This is a genomic window from Streptomyces sp. NPDC003327 (assembly GCF_053589515.1).
On the sequence record NZ_JBSFSA010000009.1, the window covers coordinates 149,798 to 168,067 of the forward strand.

The following is an 18,270-nucleotide window of genomic DNA, read 5'->3' on the forward strand; positions in this document are numbered from 1 at the left end:
GGGTGCGTCGGGTCCGTCGGGTGCGCCGGGTCCGTCGGGTCCGTCGGGTGCGCCGGGTCCGTCGGGCGGGGGCTTCCGGAACGACGGGGAGTACGGCGCCCCCGTGCGCATACCGTCCGCGCCGGGGCTCCCCGGCTGGTCCCACAGTCTGGGCTTCGCCCCCGACGGCAGCGGGTTCGCGCTGCTCGCCGACTGCGTGACCGCGGACGGCTCCCCCGAACTCGGCTTCTGCCGCCAGCACGTGGCCGTCCGGGACGCCGGTGCGGAGGAGTGGGTCGTACGGCGCTCACCGCTGCCCCGGGTGACGGCGCCCGACGGCGTCTCGGCGCACCTGCGGGCGCTGGGGCCCGGCCGGGCGCTGATCGAGGACGGGGGCGGCGACCGGCCGGAGCGGGCCTGGTTCACCCGGGACGGGGGCCGCGGCTGGCGCGCCGTCGACCGGCGGCCGGCCGGGCGGGTCCCCGCGATACCCGCGGGTGCGGTGCTGACCACGTTCTGCGCCGCACCCGTCGGGGCCGGCCCCGACACCTGCGTACGGGAGCGGCTGGCCGTGATCTCACCGGAGGACGGGCGGCGCCACGAGCTGGTCGCCGCGCCGCCCCTGGGGGCCCACCCCGTCCCGGCCGAGCAGCCGGAGCCCGACGGCTCCTGGTGGGTGTCGGGGACCGACCCGCGCTCCGGGCGGGCGGCGGTCGCGGTTTCCCGGGACGCGGGCCGCAGCTGGACGGTGACCCCGCTCCCGAGCCCCACCGGCGCGCCCGTCCGGTACGCGGTGGTCGCGGTCGGCAGGGACGCCGTGTACGCGGCGGAGATGGGCGAGCTGACGGGCGGCGAGCCCGTCAAGAACCCCCTGCGGGCCCTGCACCGTTCCCTGGACGGGGGCAGGACCTGGCAGCGGACATGGACCACGGGCGAGGTCAGGGAGCCCCGTTCGCTCCTGGGGATGCCGGTTCCGGGACCCGGCGGCCGGGTGGAGATCGGGGCGGAGCGCGGCGGCCGGGTCAGTCTCGACGGCGGCCGCACGTTCACCGGCCCCGGCGGCTCGCACCACACCCGCCGCACCCCCGTGGGCCTGCTGCGGGAGACCTCCTCGTGCACCTATGCCCTGACCTCGGACGGGGTGCGCTGGTCGGAGTTCCGGCTGGCCTGCGGGGGCGACGAGACGCCCTGACGGCCGGACACCCCCTAGTGGTGGAAGGACGTGGCGGCTGCCGTGTCCCGGGTGAAGGGGTGCGGCTGGCGCCGGAGTTCGGGGAGGAGGCGGCGCAGGTCCTCGACGAGGAGGCCGGCCAGGTCGGCGGAGAAGCCGTTGCGGCAGACCACGCGCAGCACGGACAGGTCCTCGCGGTGGGCGGGGAAGGTGTAGGCGGGCACGAGCCAGCCGCGCTCGCGCAGCCGCCGCGAGACGTCGAAGACGTCGAAGGAGGTGACGTCGGACGCGGTGGTGAAGGCGAAGACGGGCAGCTGGTCGCCGCGGGTGAGGAGCCGGAAGTCGCCCAGGGCCTCGATCCGTTCGGCGAGACCGCGGGCGATGTCCCGGGAGGTCTGCTGCACCGCCCGGTAACCCTCCCGGCCGAGCCGCAGGAAGGTGTAGTACTGCGCGACGACCTGGGCGCCCGGCCGGGAGAAGTTGAGGGCGAAGGTCGGCATGTCGCCGCCGAGGTAGTTGACGCGGAAGACCAGCTCCTCGGGAAGCTCGGCGGGCGAGCGCCACAGCGCCCAGCCGACGCCCGGGTAGACCAGACCGTACTTGTGACCGGAGGTGTTGATCGAGGAGACCCGGGGCAGCCGGAAGTCCCACACCAGGTCCTCGTCGAGGAACGGGGCGACCATGCCGCCGGACGCTCCGTCGACGTGGACGGGGACGTCGAGGCCAGTGCGGTCCCGGAGCGCGTCGAGGGCCGCGCAGATGTCGGCGACGGGTTCGTAGGAGCCGTCGAAGGTGGAGCCGAGGACGGCGACGACACCGATGGTGTTCTCGTCGCAGAGCGCTGCCGCCGACTCGGCGTCCAGGTGGAACCGGTCGCCTTCCATGGGGACGAGCCGGGGCTCGACCTCCCAGAAGGTGCAGAACTTCTCCCAGCAGACCTGGACGTTGACGCCCATGACCAGATTGGGCCGGGCGCCGGGGTAGCGGTCGGCGTTCCGTTTCGCCCAGCGGCGCTTGAGGGCCATCCCGGCCAGCATGCAGGCCTCGCTGGACCCGGTGGTGGAGCAGCCGACGGCGGCGGAGGGGTCCGGCGCGTTCCACAGGTCGGCCAGCATGGCCACGCACCGGCGCTCCAGCTCGGCGGTGCGCGGGTACTCGTCCTTGTCGATCATGTTCTTGTCGCGGCACTCGCTCATCAGGACGTCGGCCTGGGGCTCCATCCAGGTGGTGACGAAGGTGGCGAGGTTGAGCCGGGAGTTCCCGTCGAGCATCAGCTCGTCGTGGACGAGCTGGTAGGCGCTCCTCGGCGGCAGCGGTCCTTCGGGCATCCGGTGCCGCGGCGGGGCCTCGGTCATGCCGCCGACCGGGTCGGCCGCGCCGAAGAACGGATTCACCGAGAGTCGGCGCTCGGGCTCGGGCGGGGAGGCTGCGGGGCCCTGGTGCAGTGCCATGGGACTCCTTCGGTCCGGGGCGGGGAGGGGTCAGCGCAGGGCGTTGCCCTGGTGGTCGAGTTCGAGCTGCGGGCGGCCGGTGACCAGCAGCCAGGCGGGGAGGGAGGCCACGCACAGGACGGCGAGCATCGCGGGGGAGCCGACGACGACGGCGGCCACGAAGAGGCTGATCCAGCCCTGCCGGGTGGTGGCGAGCAGCACCCCGAGGACGCCCGAGGAGACCGCGACGGCCGGGTGGACCTCCGGGACGAGCGCCTGGGCGAGGAGCCCGAAGGCGGCGCCGACGAAGACGGCGGGGAAGATCCGGCCGCCCCGGAAGCCGCAGGAGGCGGCGACCACCAGGGCGACGAGCTTCACGACGGCCATCCGGGCGAGCTCGCCGGACGACCAGCCGCCGAGGGAAGCGGTGAGCGCCTTGACCTCGTCGAGGCCCTTGAAGAGGGTCAGGTGCCCGCCGAGGGCGCCGAGGAGGCCGAGGACGAGCCCGCCGAGCGGCAGGATCAGCATGGGGTGCTTCAGCCGCCCGAAGGCCCGGTGGACGGCGGGGAAGGCGTAGCAGCCCATCAGGCCGAAGAGGGCGGCGAGCGAGGCGATCACCAGCGCGGCGAGCAGATCGCCGAAGCCGGGGTCGTCCAGCGGTGGCACTCCCAGGGCGAAACTGGGTTCGGCGAGCAGCTGCGTGGTCAGCGATCCGGCACCGGCGGCGATCAGCGGGGCGAAGAGCCGGTCCCACAGGGAGCCCCGCCCCGGCTGCCCGGCCAGGGCCTCGGAGAGGACGAGCGCGGCGGCCACCGGAGTGCCGAAGAGGGCGCCGAGGGTGGCCGCCGAGGCGAGCGCCACCCAGGCCGCGCCCGGCAGGGCCGGCTGGGCCTTGCGGCCGAGCCAGTAGGCGAGGGCGACGTTCGCCGCGATGATCGGGTTCTCGGGTCCGAGGCTGACGCCGCCCGCCAGGGTGAGCGTGCTGGCGAGGAGCATCCCCGGCACCACCCCGGGCGCCAGCGGCGCGTCGCCGAACCCCTCCGACGCCGGATCGGGGCCCGCGTGCCCGTACACCTTCCAGATGACCAGGCCCACGGCGATGCCCGCCGCCGTGAGCATGACGATCATCCAGAGGGTCGAGTACGCGCCGATGCCGAGGGCGTGCGGCAGGTGGTCCCACAGGACCTCCTGGAGCTGCTCCGCGAGGGCGCTGATCCCGAGGAAGAGCAGACTCGCCCCGATGCCGACCGCGAGGGCGGGCAGGATCTGCGGGAGCAGGGCCCGCGCGGAGGCCTCGGCGGAGGCGGGCGGAGCATGATCGGTGGCCACCGGGCCACCATATGTGAGCAAAAGCCGCACAACATCCCGAACTGCGCCACGCCCGCCCCACGCTCCTCCCCCGGGCCGACCCCGGGCCCCACCCCGGGCCCCTCACCCCGCGTCAGCCGCGCGGGAGCTCACACACGCGGGGCGATCACCACCGCCGTGCCGTACGCGCACACCTCCGTGCCCACGTCGGCCGCCTCCGTCACGTCGAAGCGGAACATCAGCACGGCGTTCGCCCCCCGTGCCTTCGCCTGCTCCACCAGCCGCTCCATCGCCTGGTTGCGGGTCTCCACCAGGGTCTTCGTCAGCCCCTTCAGCTCCCCGCCGATCATCGACTTCAGCCCCGCGCCGATCTGGCTGCCCAGATGCCGCGAGCGCACCGTCAGCCCGAAGACCTCCCCGATCACCTGCCGCACCTCGAAACCCGGCACGTCGTTCGTCGTCACGACCAGTACGTCGGGGTGCGGTCCCTGACCGCCCCCGTACTCCTCGATGCCCATCGGCATGCACCTCCTGGCCCCCACCCTCGGGCCCGGCGGCCCGCTCCGCATCCCGTGGCACCCGGGTGGAACCGGGGGCCTCCGATCCGCGTTGATAGCTTGGGGCCAGCCGTCCCCCTCATCCCCCGACCGCAGGAGCCCGGAACCCGTGAACACGCTTGCCCTCGGACCGAGCTGGCTGGATCCGGATCACCTGATCCAGACCTTCGGCCCGATCGGTGTCCTCGTCATCGTCTTCGCCGAGTCCGGCCTCCTGATCGGGTTCTTCCTGCCGGGTGACTCGCTCCTCTTCACCACCGGCCTGCTCATCACCACCGGCAAGCTCGACCTGCCGCTCTGGCTGATGTGCACCCTGATCGTGGCCGCCGCGGTCATCGGCGACCAGGTGGGCTACCTCTTCGGCCGGAAGGTCGGCCCCGCCCTCTTCAAGCGTCCCGACTCCAAGCTGTTCAAGCAGGAGAACGTCGAGAAGGCGCACGCGTTCTTCGAGAAGCACGGCCCGAAGTCCCTGATCCTGGCCCGCTTCGTCCCCATCGTCCGGACGTTCACGCCGATCATCGCCGGCGTGAGCCGGATGAACTACCGCTCCTTCATCATCTTCAACGTCATCGGCGGCGTGCTCTGGGGCGCCGGCGTGACCCTGCTGGGCGCCTCCCTCGGCAAGATCGACTTCGTGCACCAGCACATCGAGGCGATCCTCGTCGGCATCGTCCTCGTCTCCGTCATCCCGATCGTGGTCGAGGTCCTCCGCGCCCGCTCCCAGGCGAAGAAGAACCCGCCGCAGGAGCACCACGACGCCCCCGGCACCCCCAACCCGCAGCCGCCCCGCCCCGGCGGCGGCCGCCACGCCAAGCGCTGAAGCCGCGGGGAGCCGACAGCCCCGGCCCCCTCACGCCCCGAGAGCCCCTGGAGCCCCCAAGGCCCCAGGGGCTTTCGTTTCGCACCTGGAGGCGCCGGGCCAGGAGCGCCGGGTCCCTCCCGCCCCCGGGCCCCGGCCCCTGCGAAGCCCCCTAGAAGCCTCGGGTCCGCTTCGCCGCCCTGCGGGCCGCCGCCGCCCGCGGCGCCTGCATGAAGAGGCGGGCCAGCTCACCACCCAGGTTCACCCCGATCGCGATCGCCAGCGCCAGCGCCGCCGCCTTCGCCAACGAGGCGAACCCCTGGTCCAGGTTGTTCTGGGCGATCGCCAGCACCCCGAAGTACGTCGCCGAACCCGGCAGCAGCGGCCCGATCGCCGCCGTCACGTACGGCAGCGACGACGTGTGGTGGTACCGCGCGATCAACTGGCCGAACAGGCCCACCAGACCCGCCGCCACCGCCGTCGCCATGACCGTCGACCCCTCCGCGGTCACGGCGATCGACGCGTAGACCACCCACGCCACCCCGCCGTTCAACGTCGCGAACAGCACCGTCGCCCGCGACTGCTGCAACAGGATCGCGAACGTCGCGCACAGCACCATCGACGCCAGGATCTGCGTCACCGGCCGCTCCACCGCCCGCAGCGTCCCCTCCGGGTTCAGCTGCGCGTCGAACTGCACCGCCACGTACAGCACCGACAGCACGCCCACCACGATCGCCACGAAGAAGTACGCGACCTCCAGCAGCCGCGCCGCCGCCGTGATGTAGAAACCCGTCAGCCCGTCCTGCACCGCCGCGACCAGCGCCCGCCCCGGAATCAGCGCGAACAGGCCACCCGTGATCACCGCCGAAGGCCGCAGATCCGCGTGCAGCAGCGTCAGCAGCACCCCCATCGCCGCCGGCGGCATCGCCGCCACCAGGAACTGGTAGAACTCCGGCAGCCCCCGCCCCGCGCACAGCCACGCGAGCCGGTCCCCGAGCACCGCACCCAGCGCCGCCACCAGGAAGACCGTCACGTCACCGCCCAGCAGCACCGACGCCGCCCCCGCCAGCACCCCCGCGGCCGCCGTCAGCGCCCACCCCGGATACGGATGCCGGTTCCGCCGGATCTCCGCGAGCCGCCGGTAGGCGTCCTCCGGCGTCACCTCGTGCTCCGGCGCGTTGATGTCCGCGAGCAACTGGTAGACCGCAGCGAGCCGCGTGTAGTCCGTCCCCCGCCGCCGCACCGTGCGGTTCGCCGTGATCGGATCGTCCACCAGCGACGGCTGGTACGTGATCGACAGCAGCGTGAACGTCACCGTCGGCTCGCACCGGTCAAGCCCGTACGACCGGCAGATCGCGAACATCGCCGCCTCGACGTCCTCAGCGCCCTCCCCGCCCGCGAGCAGCAGCTCCCCGATGCGCAGCGTCAGGTCCAGGACGCGCGGCACCGAACGCCCCGACTCGTCCTCCTTGCGCGCCGCCTCCGGCACCGGCCGCTCACCCACCGGAAGCCGCAGCATCGTCCGCATCCGGTCCTGCCACGGCGCGTTCTGCGGCAGCTTCACCAGCGGCACGCCGTACGCCGGGGTGAACGCGGGCGGCGACGACTTCGCCGAGTACGTCGACGGCGGGGCGAACGCCGAACCCTCCGGCTCCGACGGCGGCTCCGGCACCAGCCCCGCCGGCCACGCGAACTCCGAGGTCGCGTGCTCCTCCTCCGGCGGCGCGGGCTGCTCCACCCCCGCCGGCGCCACGAACGCGCTCCGGGCCTCGTCCGACTGCGGCTTCCGGTCCTCAGGAGCCGTCTCCGGGGCTGGCTCCGGAGCCGCCTCAGGAGCCCCGTCCGAGCCGTCCGGCTGCGCCACCACTCTCTCCGCCTCACCCCAGGGAACCGTGGCTTCCAGTATGAGTGTGCGACGCACGTACGAAAGGCGGTGCACCCCAAGAGGTGCACCGCCTTCACACGATCGTCAGAGACGGGACCGGCTCAGTGGCCGCCCTGCTCCTTGAAGCGCGCGTACGACTTCTCGATCTCGGCCTCGGCCTCGGCGCGGCCGACCCAGTCGGCGCCCTCGACGGACTTGCCCGGCTCCAGGTCCTTGTAGACCTCGAAGAAGTGCTGGATCTCCAGACGGTCGAACTCCGCCACGTGGTGGATGTCCCGCAGGTGCTCCATGCGCGGGTCCGTCGCCGGGACGCAGAGCAGCTTGTCGTCGCCGCCCGCCTCGTCGGTCATCCGGAACATGCCGATCGCGCGGCACTTGATGAGGCAGCCCGGGAAGGTCGGCTCGTCGAGGATGACGAGCGCGTCCAGCGGGTCACCGTCCTCGCCGAGGGTGTTCTCGACGAAGCCGTAGTCCGTCGGGTAGGCCGTCGACGTGAACAGACGACGGTCCAGGCGGATGCGACCCGTCTCGTGGTCGACCTCGTACTTGTTCCGCGACCCCTTCGGGATCTCGATGGTGACGTCGAACTCCACGGGTGGCTCCTCCTGAATCAACACAAGTGAATGCTCGCGACGACGCGCGGTGATTAAGTGTCCCTCACGCACGTGTGTGATCGCGAAAGGGGCTGGTCAGCGATGCCGGAACCGAAGACGTGGCAGGTCACGGCGGGCTCCGCCGCGCTCGGTCTGGCACTGGCCGCCGCGGCGGTGACCGCGGCAGGCCCATGGGACGCAGGCCAGCGTACGGCCGAACGGGTCCGCGCCGCCGCCCCCGCGTCGGGTGGCACGCATCACGCCCCGCCCGCGCCCCCCGTCACCCCCTACCGCCCCGCGCCCGCCCCCAGCGCCCCCGGCGTCCTCACCGCCCTCGGCCCCACCACCCCGGCCAAGGACACCCCGGCCAAGGACGCCCCCGCGACCACTCCCGCCGACCTCGCCGCCACCCTCGTCCCCCTCCTCGCCGACCCCGGCCTCGGCCCCCTGCGCACCGCCTCCGTCGTCGACACCGCCACCGGCACCCAGCTGTACGGCGAAGGCGCCACCACCCCCATGACCCCCGCCTCCACCGTCAAGATCGCCACCGTCGCCGCCGCGCTCTCAGCCCTCGGCCCCGACCACCGCCTCACCACCACCGTCACCGCCGCCCCCGACGGCCGCACCGTCACCCTCACCGGCGGCGGCGACACCACCCTCGACACCCCCCGCCTCAAGAGCCTCGCCACCCGCACCGCCCGCGCCCTCAAGGCCCGCGGCCACACCTCCGTACGCCTCACGTACGACACGAGCCTCTACACCGGCCCCCTCCTCCACCCCATCAGCCCCAACGAGAACATCGCCCCCGTCACCAGCCTCATGACCCGCTCCGGCCGCCTCGACGACAGCCTCAGCGGCCCCGCCGCCCGCTCCGCCGACCCCGCCCGCGACACCGCCGACACCTTCGCCGCCCTCCTCACCGACGCCGGGATCACCCTCACCGGCACCCCCGCACCCGGCCGCGCGCCCGCCGCCCCGCCCCTCGCCACCACCCACTCCGCGCCCCTCGCCGACCTCGCCGAACGCGCCCTCACCCTCAGCGACAACGACCTCTCCGAGGCCCTCGCCCGCCAGGTCGCCCTCGCCCGGAAGCAGCCCGCCGACTTCAGCGGCGCCGAGAAGGCCGTCCGCGACCAGCTCGCCGACCTCGGCCTCCCCGTCGCCGGCGCCCGCTTCGCCGACGGCAGCGGACTCGACCGCCGCGACCGCGTCTCCGCCGCGCTCCTCACCGGCCTCCTGGCCCGCGCCGCCGACCCCGCCCACCCCGAACTCCGACCCCTCCTCACCGGCCTGCCCGTCGGCGGCTTCACCGGCACCCTCGCCGGCCGCTACGCCACCGGCCCCGCCGCGGCCGGCGGCGGACTCGTCCGTGCCAAGACCGGCACCCTCACCGGCGTCAACACCCTCGCCGGCACCGTCGTCACCCCCGACGGCCGCCTCCTCGCCTTCGCCTTCCTCGCCGGCCGCACCCCCTCCCCGTACGAGGCCCAGCCCGCCCTCGACCGCCTCTCCGTCGCCCTCACCGGCCGAAACCAGACCTGAGCCCCCGCGGCGAACCAGCCGCCGAACCGGCCCCGAACCGGCCCGGAGACCGTACGGTTGACGCATGACGAGCATCGGTGGCGCAGGCACATCCGGGATGGTCGACTGGAACCTCGCGGTCGCGACCGCGACCCGCCTCGTACGACCCGGCCCCGAAGTGAGCCGCGACGAGGCACGCGAGGTCGTGGCGGAACTCCGCAGACACGCCAAGGCCTCCGAAGAACACGTCCGCGCCTACACCCGCATGCTCCCCGAGGGCGGCGACCACCACGAGACGCCCGTCCTCGTCGTCGACCGCGCCGGCTGGATCAGGGCCAACGTCGCCGGCTTCCGCGAACTCCTCACCCCGCTCCTCGGCAAGATGCAGGAACGCCGCTCCACCAACCCCGGCAGCGCCGTCCTCGGCGCCGTCGGCGGCAAGGTCACCGGCGTCGAACTCGGCATGCTCCTGTCGTTCCTGGCCTCCCGCATCCTCGGCCAGTACGAGACCTTCGCCCCCGTCACCCGCGACCTCCCCGGCGCGGCCGACGGCGGCGGCCGCCTCCTGCTCGTCGCCCCCAACATCGTCCACGTCGAACGCGAGCTCGACGTCACGCCCCACGACTTCCGCCTCTGGGTCTGCCTCCACGAGGAGACCCACCGCACCCAGTTCACCGCCGTCCCCTGGCTCCGCGACCACCTCCAGGGCGAGATCCAGTCATTCCTCGCCGCCACCGACGTCGACCCCGGCACCGTCGTCGAACGCCTCCGCGAAGCCGTCCAGACCCTCGCCGGCGGCCGCCCCGAAGGCGAGGAGGGCGAACCCGCCCCCTCCCTCGTCGAACTCGTCCAGACACCCGAACAGCGCGAGGTCCTCGCCCGCCTCACCGCCGTCATGTCCCTCCTCGAAGGCCACGCCGACTACGTCATGGACGGCGTCGGCCCCCAGGTCGTCCCCTCCGTCGCCGAGATCCGCGAGAAGTTCCAGCAGCGCCGCGCCCGTGGCGCCTCCCGCCTCGACCTCGCCCTCCGCCGCCTCCTCGGCCTCGACGCCAAACTCCGCCAGTACCGCGACGGCGAACGCTTCGTCCGCGCCGTCGTCGACCAGGTCGGCATGGACGGCTTCAACCGCGTCTGGACCTCCCCCAACACCCTCCCCACCAAGGCGGAGATCGCCGCACCCGCCGACTGGATCGCGAGGGTGCACCGTAGGGCAGACTCGTGAGACGGGTGCGGCGTACGGCACCAGAACACGACGACAGACCCCGCCAATCACCCGTCCGAGGGACCCTGGCCACGGGGTGAGGCGTGCGATGCTCGGATTAACGGCCATGTTCTGTCACCATCGACGCACTCTGAGTGACCGAACCCCCCTTTCCGACCGTTAAGACTCCGACCGAGGCACCCCACCCCATCACGAAGGGCACCGGACACATGGGTCCCCATCCTGCGGTCGCGGCGATACGCCTGGCGGTCCGCCGCGTACTCCACGACGTCCTCACCGAGCACCAGACCCACCCCGCCACCGCGCACGACGGGACCCCCCTCGTCCTCGTCGCGTGCTCCGGCGGAGCCGACTCCATGGCGCTCGCCTCCGCACTCGCCTTCGAGGCCCGCAAACTCCCCGTACGCGCCGGCGGCATCACCGTCGACCACGGCCTCCAGGACGGCTCCGACACCCGCGCCACCGAAGTCGCCGACCGCATGACCGCCCTCGGCCTCGGCCCCGTCGAAGCCGTCGCCGTCACCGTCGGCCGCGAGGGCGGCCCCGAAGCCGCCGCCCGCGACGCCCGCTACGCCGCCCTCGACGCCGCCGCCGAACGCCACGGAGCGACCGCGATCCTCCTCGGCCACACCCGCGACGACCAGGCCGAGACCGTGCTCCTCGGCCTCGCCCGCGGCTCCGGCATCCGCTCCCTCTCCGGCATGGCCGCCGTCTCCGGCAGCCACGGCCGCTACCGGCGCCCCTTCCTCCAGCTCGACCGCCAGACCGTCCGCAAGGCCTGCATCGCCCAGGAACTCGCCGTCTGGGACGACCCCCACAACAGCGACCCCGCCTACACCCGCTCCCGCCTCCGCCACGAAGGCCTCCCCGCCCTGGAGAAGGCCCTCGGCAAGGGAGTCGTCGAAGCCCTCGCCCGTACGGCCCAACTCTCCCGCGACGACGCCGACGCCCTCGACACCTGGGCCGCCGACGCCGAGACCGCCGTACGCGACGAAGCCGGCGCCCTCGAATGCGCCAAGCTCTTCGGCCTGCCCCCCGCCGTACGCCGCCGCGTCCTGCGCCGCGCCGTCATCGCCGAGGGCGCCCCCGCCGGCTCCCTCTTCGCCCGCCACATCGAGGAAGTCGACCGCCTCATCACCGGCTGGCGCGGCCAGGGAGCCATCAACCTGCCCGGACGGGTCGAAGCCCGCCGCCAGGGTGGCAGACTGGTCATCCGGCAAGGCTGACGCACGCTGCAACGAAAGTGACCCGGGTGAACGAGAAGGACATGGGCACCGACCTCCAGTCGGTGCTCATCACCAAGGAAGAGATCGACGCCAAGCTGGCCGAGCTGGCAGCGAAGATCGACGCGGAATACGCGGGCAAGGACCTGCTCATCGTCGGAGTCCTCAAGGGCGCCGTGATGGTGATGGCGGACCTGGCGCGCGCGCTGTCCACCCCCGTCACCATGGACTGGATGGCCGTCTCCTCCTACGGCGCCGGCACCCAGTCCTCCGGCGTCGTCCGCATCCTCAAGGACCTCGACACCGACATCAAGGGCAAGCACGTCCTGATCGTCGAGGACATCATCGACTCCGGCCTCACCCTGTCCTGGCTCCTCTCCAACCTCGGCTCGCGCGAGCCGGCCTCCCTCGAGGTCTGCACCCTTCTGCGCAAGCCCGAGGCCGCCAAGGTCGCCATCGACGTCAAGTGGATCGGCTTCGACATCCCCAACGAGTTCGTCGTCGGCTACGGCCTCGACTACGCCGAGAAGTACCGGAACCTCCCCTTCGTCGGCACCCTCGCCCCCCACGTCTACGGCGGCTGAACCCGCCCCCGCTTGGGGAACCCGCACCGCCTTCCCCCCGTTGAACCATGGGAAGGCGGTCGCGGGCGACGATGCTGAGGTACCGTCCGAAGAACAGCTTTTTCACACAGCAGCTCTCACAGCAGCATTTACCTACGGGCAGGAGGGACGGGGCGAACTCGCTCCGTATGGATGGACGTGAAGCGATACTTCCGTGGGCCGGTCATGTGGATCGTGCTGGCCGTCCTCGCCGTGGTCGTGCTGATGCAGGTTGTCGGCTCGTCCGAGGGCTACAAGACGGTGGACACCGGCAAGGTCGTCCAGGCGATCGACAAGAACCAGGTCAAGCAGGCAAAGATCACCACCGGTGACGAGCAGATCGTCAAGATCGAACTCGTCGACGGCCAGAAGATCGACAACAGCAGCAAGGTCCAGGCCAGCTACATCGGCAGCCAGGGCGTGGACCTCGCCGACAAGCTGCAGGAGAAGTTCGAGGCCGGCCAGATCGAGAAGGGCTACACCGTCTCCCCGACGAAGCAGTCGCCCTTCGTCTCGATCCTGCTCTCGCTCCTCCCCTTCGTCCTCATCGTGGTCGTCTTCCTCTTCCTGATGAACCAGATGCAGGGCGGCGGCTCCCGCGTCATGCAGTTCGGCAAGTCCAAGGCCAAGCTCATCACCAAGGACACGCCCAAGACCACGTTCGCCGACGTCGCCGGCTCGGACGAGGCCGTCGAGGAACTCCACGAGATCAAGGAGTTCCTCCAGGAGCCGGCCAAGTTCCAGGCCGTCGGCGCCAAGATCCCCAAGGGCGTCCTGCTCTACGGCCCGCCCGGCACGGGCAAGACGCTCCTGGCCCGCGCCGTCGCGGGCGAGGCCGGCGTGCCGTTCTACTCGATCTCCGGCTCCGACTTCGTCGAGATGTTCGTCGGCGTCGGCGCCTCCCGGGTCCGCGACCTCTTCGAGCAGGCCAAGGCCAACGCCCCCGCCATCGTCTTCGTCGACGAGATCGACGCCGTCGGACGCCACCGCGGCGCCGGCCTCGGCGGCGGCCACGACGAGCGCGAGCAGACCCTCAACCAGCTCCTCGTCGAGATGGACGGCTTCGACGTCAAGGGCGGCGTCATCCTCATCGCCGCCACCAACCGCCCCGACATCCTCGACCCCGCCCTCCTGCGCCCGGGCCGATTCGACCGGCAGATCGCCGTCGACCGCCCCGACATGCAGGGCCGCCTGGAGATCCTCAAGGTCCACCAGAAGGGCAAGCCGGTCGCCCCGGACGTCGACCTCGGCGCCGTCGCCCGCCGCACCCCCGGCTTCACCGGAGCGGACCTCTCCAACGTCCTCAACGAAGCGGCGCTCCTCACCGCCCGCAGCGACCAGAAGCTGATCGACAACAAGGCTCTGGACGAGGCGATCGACCGCGTCGTGGCCGGCCCGCAGAAGCGGACCCGGATCATGTCCGACAAGGAGAAGAAGATCACCGCGTACCACGAGGGCGGCCACGCCCTCGTCGCGGCGGCCTCCCCCAACTCCGACCCCGTCCACAAGATCACCATCCTGTCCCGCGGCCGCGCCCTCGGCTACACGATGGTCCTCCCGGACGAGGACAAGTACTCCACCACCCGCAACGAGATGCTCGACCAGCTCGCCTCCATGCTGGGCGGCCGCGCGGCCGAGGAGCTCGTCTTCCACGACCCGACCACCGGCGCGGCCAACGACATCGAGAAGGCCACCGCCACGGCCCGCGCCATGGTCACCCAGTACGGCATGACCGAGCGGCTCGGCGCCATCAAGTTCGGCGGCGACAACACCGAGCCCTTCCTCGGCCGCGAGATGGCGCACCAGCGCGACTACTCGGAAGAGGTCGCGGCGCTGGTCGACGAAGAGGTCAAGAAGCTCATCGAGACCGCGCACAACGAGGCCTGGGAGATCCTCGTCGAGAACCGCGACGTCCTCGACAACCTGGTCCTCGCCCTCCTGGAGAAGGAGACGCTGGGCAAGGAGGAGATCGCCGAGATCTTCGCCCCCATCGTCAAGCGCCCGGCGCGCCCGGCCTGGACCGGCTCGTCCCGCCGCACCCCCTCCACGCGCCCGCCGGTGCTCTCCCCCAAGGAGCTCGCCCTGACGAACAGCGCGAACGGCTCGTCGACCCCCACGGTCGAGACCACCAAGGGCATCGACATCGCCCCCGTGGACACCCCGGAGGACTGACCCCCGGGACCCCGGAATGGAAGCCGCGCCCCCACAGGTTCTAGCCTGTGGGGGCGCGGTTCTTTCGCGCGCACACAGTCAGACGGAACGAGGCACAGGATGACCGACCCGGTGACGCTGGACGGCGAGGGCAGGATCGGCGAGTTCGACGAGAAGCGCGCCGAGAACGCCGTACGAGAGCTCCTCATCGCGGTCGGCGAGGACCCGGACCGCGAGGGCCTGAAGGAGACGCCCGCGCGCGTGGCGCGGGCGTACAAGGAGCTCTTCGCCGGTCTGTGGCAGAAGCCCGAGGACGTCCTCACGACGACGTTCGACCTGGGCCACGACGAGATGGTCCTGGTGAAGGACATCGAGTTGACCGCGACCTGTGAACATCATTTGCTGCCATTCCATGGCGTAGCTCACATTGGTTACATCCCTGCTGAAACGGGCAAAATTACCGGCCTGTCGAAGCTGGCCCGGCTGGTGGACGTCTACGCCCGGCGCCCGCAGGTGCAGGAGCGTCTGACGACGCAGATCGCCGACTCCCTGATGCGGATCCTCGAGGCACGCGGCGCGATCGTCGTCATCGAGGCGGAGCACATGTGCATGGCGCTGCGCGGGGTCCGTAAGCCGGGCGCGAAGACGACGACCTCGGCGGTGCGCGGTCAACTTCGTGACGCTACGACCCGTGCCGAGGCCATGTCCCTGATACTGGCCCGCTCGTAGCGGACCCTCCGCCCCGCTTCCTGGCGGTGCGGTGGGCGACGACGCCGCGACGGTGCGTCCTCAGGCCCGGGCTTCGCCCGGGCCTTCGTCGTCGTCCTCCGGGAGTTTGCAGATGTGCTCCAGGAAGAGGGCGGCGGCGATGACGGCGAGGCCCGTCAGGACCGAGAAGGCGGCGTAGAGGGCCTGGTCGCGCCGGGCCGGGACGTCGAGGGAGCCGAGGAGGAAGGCGCCGATGCCGCCGTACATGCCGGCGACGAGGGCGGCGACCAGCGCGCTGGCCTGGGCGAAGACGACGGCGCGGGCCGCCATCAGGGGTTCGACGCCCTTGGCGCCGGGGCGGCGCTCTCGCTGGGCCTTGAGGCGGGCGCGGAGGGAGAGCGCCGTCGCGGTGAGGACCACGGCGATCACGGCGAGGACGACGGGAGCGGCGAGGGGCACGCTGGGCAGCGTGCCGACGGAGTCCCAGAGCCGGGTGGCGCCCCAGGAGAGGACGCCGGCGACGAGGAAGAGTCCGGCGAGCACCTTCAGCCGCAGTTGTTTCACCGGGTGTCGTCCTTCACGTGGTCGTCGGTCGTCGGGCGTCGGTCGTGCTTGTCGTCGGTCGGGGTCGTAGGCCGTCCGCCACGAAGCGTAACGACTACTCGGGCAGACGGAGTTCCAGGTCGGCGCGGGGGGTGACGCCTTCGTGGCCGAGGGCGGCCAGGAGGTCGGCGACGGGGCCGCGGCCGGGGAGCTGGGCTTCGGGGTCGACGTCGTGCCAGGGGGCGAGGACGAAGGCGCGCTCGTGGGCGCGGGGGTGCGGAAGGGTGAGGACGGGGTCGGCGGAGACGACGTCGGCGTACGTGATGATGTCGACGTCGATGGTGCGGGAGCCCCAGCGCTCCTCGCGGACGCGGTGGAAGGCCTCCTCGACGGCGTGGGCGCGCTCCAGGAGGGAGGAGGGCGGGAGGGTGGTCTTCACGAGGGCGACGGCGTTGAGGTAGGAGGGCTGGCTGCCCGGCTCGACGCCCCAGGGCTCGGTCTCGTACACGGGGGAGACGGCCTTGACCCGGAGGCCGGGGGTGTCCGCGAGGGCGTCGACGGCGCCCTGGATGGTCTCCAGGCGGTTGCCGAGGTTGGCGCCGAGGGCGAGGACGGCCCAGCGGGGGTTGGAGAGGGTGGTGTCGGCTGCGTCGACGGTCGCGACGACGGAGGCCGGCACGGGCTGGACGGTGGGGTCGCTCTGGGTCGGCTTCATCGTCGGCTCCGGGTGATGGTGACGGTGACGTCGTCGAAGGGGACGGTGATGGGCGCGTCCGGCTTGTGGACGACGACCTCCACCTCCTGGACGCCGGCGTGGCTGAGGCACTGCTCGGCGATGCGTTCGGCGAGGGTCTCGATGAGGTCGACGGGCTCGCCCTGGACGACGTCGACGACCTCTTCGGCGACGATTCCGTAGTGGACGGTCTTCGTCAGGTCGTCGTCGGCGGCCGCCGGGCGGGTGTCCAGGCCGAGGACCAGGTCCACGATGAAGGTCTGGCCCTCCTCGCGCTCCTTGGGGAAGACGCCGTGGTGGCCCCGGGCCTTGAGGCCGCGCAGCGCGACACGATCCACGCGAATCACTCCTGCTGTCGTAGTTCGGGTGGCCACGCAGCCGGGTGCGGACGGCCGGGTGTCCGTCTTCGAATCTACCTGCGAGGACCGACAGGGCCCGCCCGCGGGGGGCCGGGGCGGGGTGGTATGGGCTGTTATGCGCCGTCCGGGAGGCCGTGGTCGCCTGGCGTCGCGGGGCCTTCGGGGCCGGGTGTGTCGTCCGTCTCGGTGAGGACGGGGGAGGCGTGGTGGGACCAGATGCGCCAGCCGTCGGGCGTGCGGCGGAAGACGTTGGTGGCGACGACGATCTGTCCCATGAGGGGGCCGAGCTCGGCGCCGTCCTCGGCGGGGCCGCCGCTGAGGATGTTCTCGGTGCAGGTGACGACGGCGGTGTCGCCGGCGAGGGAGATCTCCAGGTCGGTGAGGAAGAACTGGATGTACTCGGTGTTCGCCATGATCAGGGCGTACGAGCGGAGGACCTCGCCGCGGCCGGTGAGGGCGGACCAGCCGGGGTGGACGCAGGTGACGGGCGCGGTGCCGTCGTCGAGCCATAGGGCGGAGACGGTGTCGAAGTCGCCGGTCTCCATGGCCTCGTAGAAGGCGGTGTTGACGGCTTCCACGGCCGTCGCGTCGGCGGTGGGGTTCACGCGGCGCCCTCGACGGCGCGGGCGACGCGGACGGCGTCGGCGGTGGCCCGTACCTCGTGGACGCGGACGGCCCAGGCGCCTTCGTGGGCGGCGATGGCGGAGACGGCGGCGGTGGCGGCGTCGCGTTCGCGGGCGGGGGGCGGGGTGGCGCCGGGCTCGCGGGCGAGGACGTGGCCGAGGAACCGCTTGCGGGAGGCGGCGACGAGGAGGGGGCGGCCGAGGGCGCGGAGTTCGGGGAGGTGGGCGACGAGGGCGAGGTCGTGGGGGGCGAGCTTGGCGAAGCCGAGGCCGGGGTCGAGGACGATGCGCTCGGGGGCGATGCCGCCGGTGACGACGGCGTCCATGCGGGTGCGGAGCTCGGTGACGACCTCGGTGACGACGTCGTCGTAGACGGCGAGGCTGTTCATGTTCTGGCTGAAGCCGCGCCAGTGCATGACGACGAAGGGGACCTCGGCGGCGGCGACGGCGGGGACCATGTCGGGGTCGGCGAGGCCGCCGCTGACGTCGTTGACGAGTGTGGCGCCCGCCTCGACGGCGCGGGCGGCGACGCGGGCGCGCATGGTGTCGACGGAGACGGTTACGCCTTCGGCGGCGAGGCCGCGGACGACGGGGATGACGCGGCGGAGTTCCTCGTCCTCGTCGACGCGGGTGGCGCCGGGGCGGGTGGACTCGCCGCCGACGTCGACGAGGTCGGCGCCCTCGGCGACGAGGTGGAGGCCGTGTTTGACGGCGGCCGTGGTGTCGAACCAGCGGCCGCCGTCGGAGAAGGAGTCGGGGGTCACGTTGACCACGCCCATGACCGCGCAGCGGTCCCACTCCGGTAGGCCCTGGGCGGTGCCGCGGCCGATCGTCGTACTCATGTGTCCAGCGTAGGGCCC

Annotated in this window: 18 protein-coding genes; 8 read left to right on the top strand and 10 right to left on the bottom strand. The window is 72.4% G+C overall.

What is annotated here, in order from left to right; genetic code table 11:
* Positions 1 to 103: 103 nt before the first annotated feature.
* Positions 104 to 1,171, top strand: a complete 1,068-nt coding sequence (locus ACWDVG_RS11320) for an exo-alpha-sialidase (protein WP_451698436.1) — start codon at positions 104 to 106, stop codon at positions 1,169 to 1,171.
* A gap of 14 nt (positions 1,172 to 1,185) precedes the next feature.
* Here ACWDVG_RS11320 and ACWDVG_RS11325 read toward each other — a convergent pair whose 3' ends face one another.
* The 3 genes from ACWDVG_RS11325 to ACWDVG_RS11335 all read right to left on the bottom strand — a co-directional run bounded on the left by ACWDVG_RS11325 (position 1,186) and on the right by ACWDVG_RS11335 (position 4,406).
* Positions 1,186 to 2,601 (bottom strand): glutamate decarboxylase, encoded by a 1,416-nt coding sequence (locus ACWDVG_RS11325; RefSeq protein WP_451698437.1) that lies wholly within the window; start codon positions 2,599 to 2,601, stop codon positions 1,186 to 1,188.
* Between the two features lie 30 nt (positions 2,602 to 2,631).
* On the bottom strand, positions 2,632 to 3,909 hold the full coding sequence (locus ACWDVG_RS11330) for an ion channel protein (protein WP_451698439.1): 1,278 nt from the start codon (positions 3,907 to 3,909) through the stop codon (positions 2,632 to 2,634).
* A gap of 128 nt (positions 3,910 to 4,037) precedes the next feature.
* The gene (locus ACWDVG_RS11335; protein WP_384108358.1) at positions 4,038 to 4,406 is read right to left on the bottom strand and encodes a YbjQ family protein; all 369 of its coding nucleotides are present in this window, start codon (positions 4,404 to 4,406) and stop codon (positions 4,038 to 4,040) included.
* A gap of 148 nt (positions 4,407 to 4,554) precedes the next feature.
* Here ACWDVG_RS11335 and ACWDVG_RS11340 point away from each other — a divergent pair, with 148 nt between their 5' ends.
* Complete coding sequence (locus ACWDVG_RS11340; RefSeq protein WP_451698441.1) at positions 4,555 to 5,265, top strand: DedA family protein; 711 nt, start codon at positions 4,555 to 4,557, stop codon at positions 5,263 to 5,265.
* 151 nt (positions 5,266 to 5,416) lie between these two features.
* Here the strand turns inward: ACWDVG_RS11340 and ACWDVG_RS11345 are convergent, their stop codons facing one another.
* Together ACWDVG_RS11345 and ACWDVG_RS11350 are read right to left on the bottom strand one after the other, a co-directional pair.
* The gene (locus tag ACWDVG_RS11345) at positions 5,417 to 7,111 is read right to left on the bottom strand and encodes a threonine/serine ThrE exporter family protein (protein ID WP_451698443.1); all 1,695 of its coding nucleotides are present in this window, start codon (positions 7,109 to 7,111) and stop codon (positions 5,417 to 5,419) included.
* 119 nt (positions 7,112 to 7,230) lie between these two features.
* Positions 7,231 to 7,722 carry an inorganic diphosphatase gene (locus ACWDVG_RS11350; RefSeq protein WP_345487192.1) on the bottom strand — a complete coding sequence of 164 codons (492 nt, stop codon included), beginning with the start codon at positions 7,720 to 7,722 and terminating at the stop codon, positions 7,231 to 7,233.
* A 102-nt stretch (positions 7,723 to 7,824) separates the two neighbouring features.
* On the opposite strand from ACWDVG_RS11350, the gene dacB reads away from it, so the two are divergent.
* The 6 genes from dacB (at position 7,825) to folE (ending at position 15,173) form a co-directional block, all read left to right on the top strand.
* Positions 7,825 to 9,264, top strand: coding sequence for a D-alanyl-D-alanine carboxypeptidase/D-alanyl-D-alanine endopeptidase (dacB, locus tag ACWDVG_RS11355; protein ID WP_451698445.1), 1,440 nt, complete (start codon positions 7,825 to 7,827; stop codon positions 9,262 to 9,264).
* Between the two features lie 64 nt (positions 9,265 to 9,328).
* Complete coding sequence (locus ACWDVG_RS11360) at positions 9,329 to 10,468, top strand: zinc-dependent metalloprotease (protein WP_451698447.1); 1,140 nt, start codon at positions 9,329 to 9,331, stop codon at positions 10,466 to 10,468.
* Between the two features lie 209 nt (positions 10,469 to 10,677).
* Positions 10,678 to 11,694 (top strand): tRNA lysidine(34) synthetase TilS, encoded by a 1,017-nt coding sequence (tilS, locus tag ACWDVG_RS11365; protein WP_451698448.1) that lies wholly within the window; start codon positions 10,678 to 10,680, stop codon positions 11,692 to 11,694.
* 41 nt (positions 11,695 to 11,735) lie between these two features.
* On the top strand, positions 11,736 to 12,275 hold the full coding sequence (hpt, locus tag ACWDVG_RS11370) for a hypoxanthine phosphoribosyltransferase (RefSeq protein ID WP_030219931.1): 540 nt from the start codon (positions 11,736 to 11,738) through the stop codon (positions 12,273 to 12,275).
* Positions 12,276 to 12,446: 171 nt separating this feature from the next.
* On the top strand, positions 12,447 to 14,465 hold the full coding sequence (gene ftsH, locus ACWDVG_RS11375; protein ID WP_451698450.1) for an ATP-dependent zinc metalloprotease FtsH: 2,019 nt from the start codon (positions 12,447 to 12,449) through the stop codon (positions 14,463 to 14,465).
* 99 nt (positions 14,466 to 14,564) lie between these two features.
* The gene (folE, locus tag ACWDVG_RS11380; RefSeq protein WP_451698452.1) at positions 14,565 to 15,173 is read left to right on the top strand and encodes a GTP cyclohydrolase I FolE; all 609 of its coding nucleotides are present in this window, start codon (positions 14,565 to 14,567) and stop codon (positions 15,171 to 15,173) included.
* A 60-nt stretch (positions 15,174 to 15,233) separates the two neighbouring features.
* Here the strand turns inward: folE and ACWDVG_RS11385 are convergent, their stop codons facing one another.
* The 5 genes from ACWDVG_RS11385 to folP all read right to left on the bottom strand — a co-directional run bounded on the left by ACWDVG_RS11385 (position 15,234) and on the right by folP (position 18,252).
* Entirely contained in the window at positions 15,234 to 15,716 is a 483-nt protein-coding gene (locus ACWDVG_RS11385) for a DUF3180 domain-containing protein (RefSeq protein ID WP_451698454.1), read from the bottom strand.
* Positions 15,717 to 15,810: 94 nt separating this feature from the next.
* Positions 15,811 to 16,410, bottom strand: coding sequence for a 2-amino-4-hydroxy-6-hydroxymethyldihydropteridine diphosphokinase (gene folK / locus ACWDVG_RS11390; protein ID WP_451698456.1), 600 nt, complete (start codon positions 16,408 to 16,410; stop codon positions 15,811 to 15,813).
* On the bottom strand, positions 16,407 to 16,766 hold the full coding sequence (gene folB, locus ACWDVG_RS11395; protein WP_451698457.1) for a dihydroneopterin aldolase: 360 nt from the start codon (positions 16,764 to 16,766) through the stop codon (positions 16,407 to 16,409). The genes folK and folB overlap by 4 nt, the downstream gene beginning before the upstream one ends.
* A 134-nt stretch (positions 16,767 to 16,900) precedes the next feature.
* A complete protein-coding gene (locus ACWDVG_RS11400; RefSeq protein ID WP_451698459.1) occupies positions 16,901 to 17,392 on the bottom strand; it encodes a nuclear transport factor 2 family protein in 492 nt (163 codons plus the stop codon).
* Entirely contained in the window at positions 17,389 to 18,252 is an 864-nt protein-coding gene (folP, locus tag ACWDVG_RS11405; RefSeq protein WP_451698461.1) for a dihydropteroate synthase, read from the bottom strand. The genes ACWDVG_RS11400 and folP overlap by 4 nt, the downstream gene beginning before the upstream one ends.
* Positions 18,253 to 18,270: the final 18 nt, after the last annotated feature.

Coding starts and splice junctions, on each gene's coding strand:
- ACWDVG_RS11325 (WP_451698437.1), bottom strand. CDS start 2,601: ATGGCACTGCACCAGGGCCCCGCAGCCTCCCCGCCCGAGCCCGAGCGC.
- ACWDVG_RS11335 (WP_384108358.1), bottom strand. CDS start 4,406: ATGGGCATCGAGGAGTACGGGGGCGGTCAGGGACCGCACCCCGACGTA.
- dacB (WP_451698445.1), top strand. CDS start 7,825: ATGCCGGAACCGAAGACGTGGCAGGTCACGGCGGGCTCCGCCGCGCTC.
- ACWDVG_RS11360 (WP_451698447.1), top strand. CDS start 9,329: ATGACGAGCATCGGTGGCGCAGGCACATCCGGGATGGTCGACTGGAAC.
- tilS (WP_451698448.1), top strand. CDS start 10,678: ATGGGTCCCCATCCTGCGGTCGCGGCGATACGCCTGGCGGTCCGCCGC.
- hpt (WP_030219931.1), top strand. CDS start 11,736: ATGGGCACCGACCTCCAGTCGGTGCTCATCACCAAGGAAGAGATCGAC.
- ftsH (WP_451698450.1), top strand. CDS start 12,447: ATGGACGTGAAGCGATACTTCCGTGGGCCGGTCATGTGGATCGTGCTG.
- folE (WP_451698452.1), top strand. CDS start 14,565: ATGACCGACCCGGTGACGCTGGACGGCGAGGGCAGGATCGGCGAGTTC.
- folK (WP_451698456.1), bottom strand. CDS start 16,410: ATGAAGCCGACCCAGAGCGACCCCACCGTCCAGCCCGTGCCGGCCTCC.
- folP (WP_451698461.1), bottom strand. CDS start 18,252: ATGAGTACGACGATCGGCCGCGGCACCGCCCAGGGCCTACCGGAGTGG.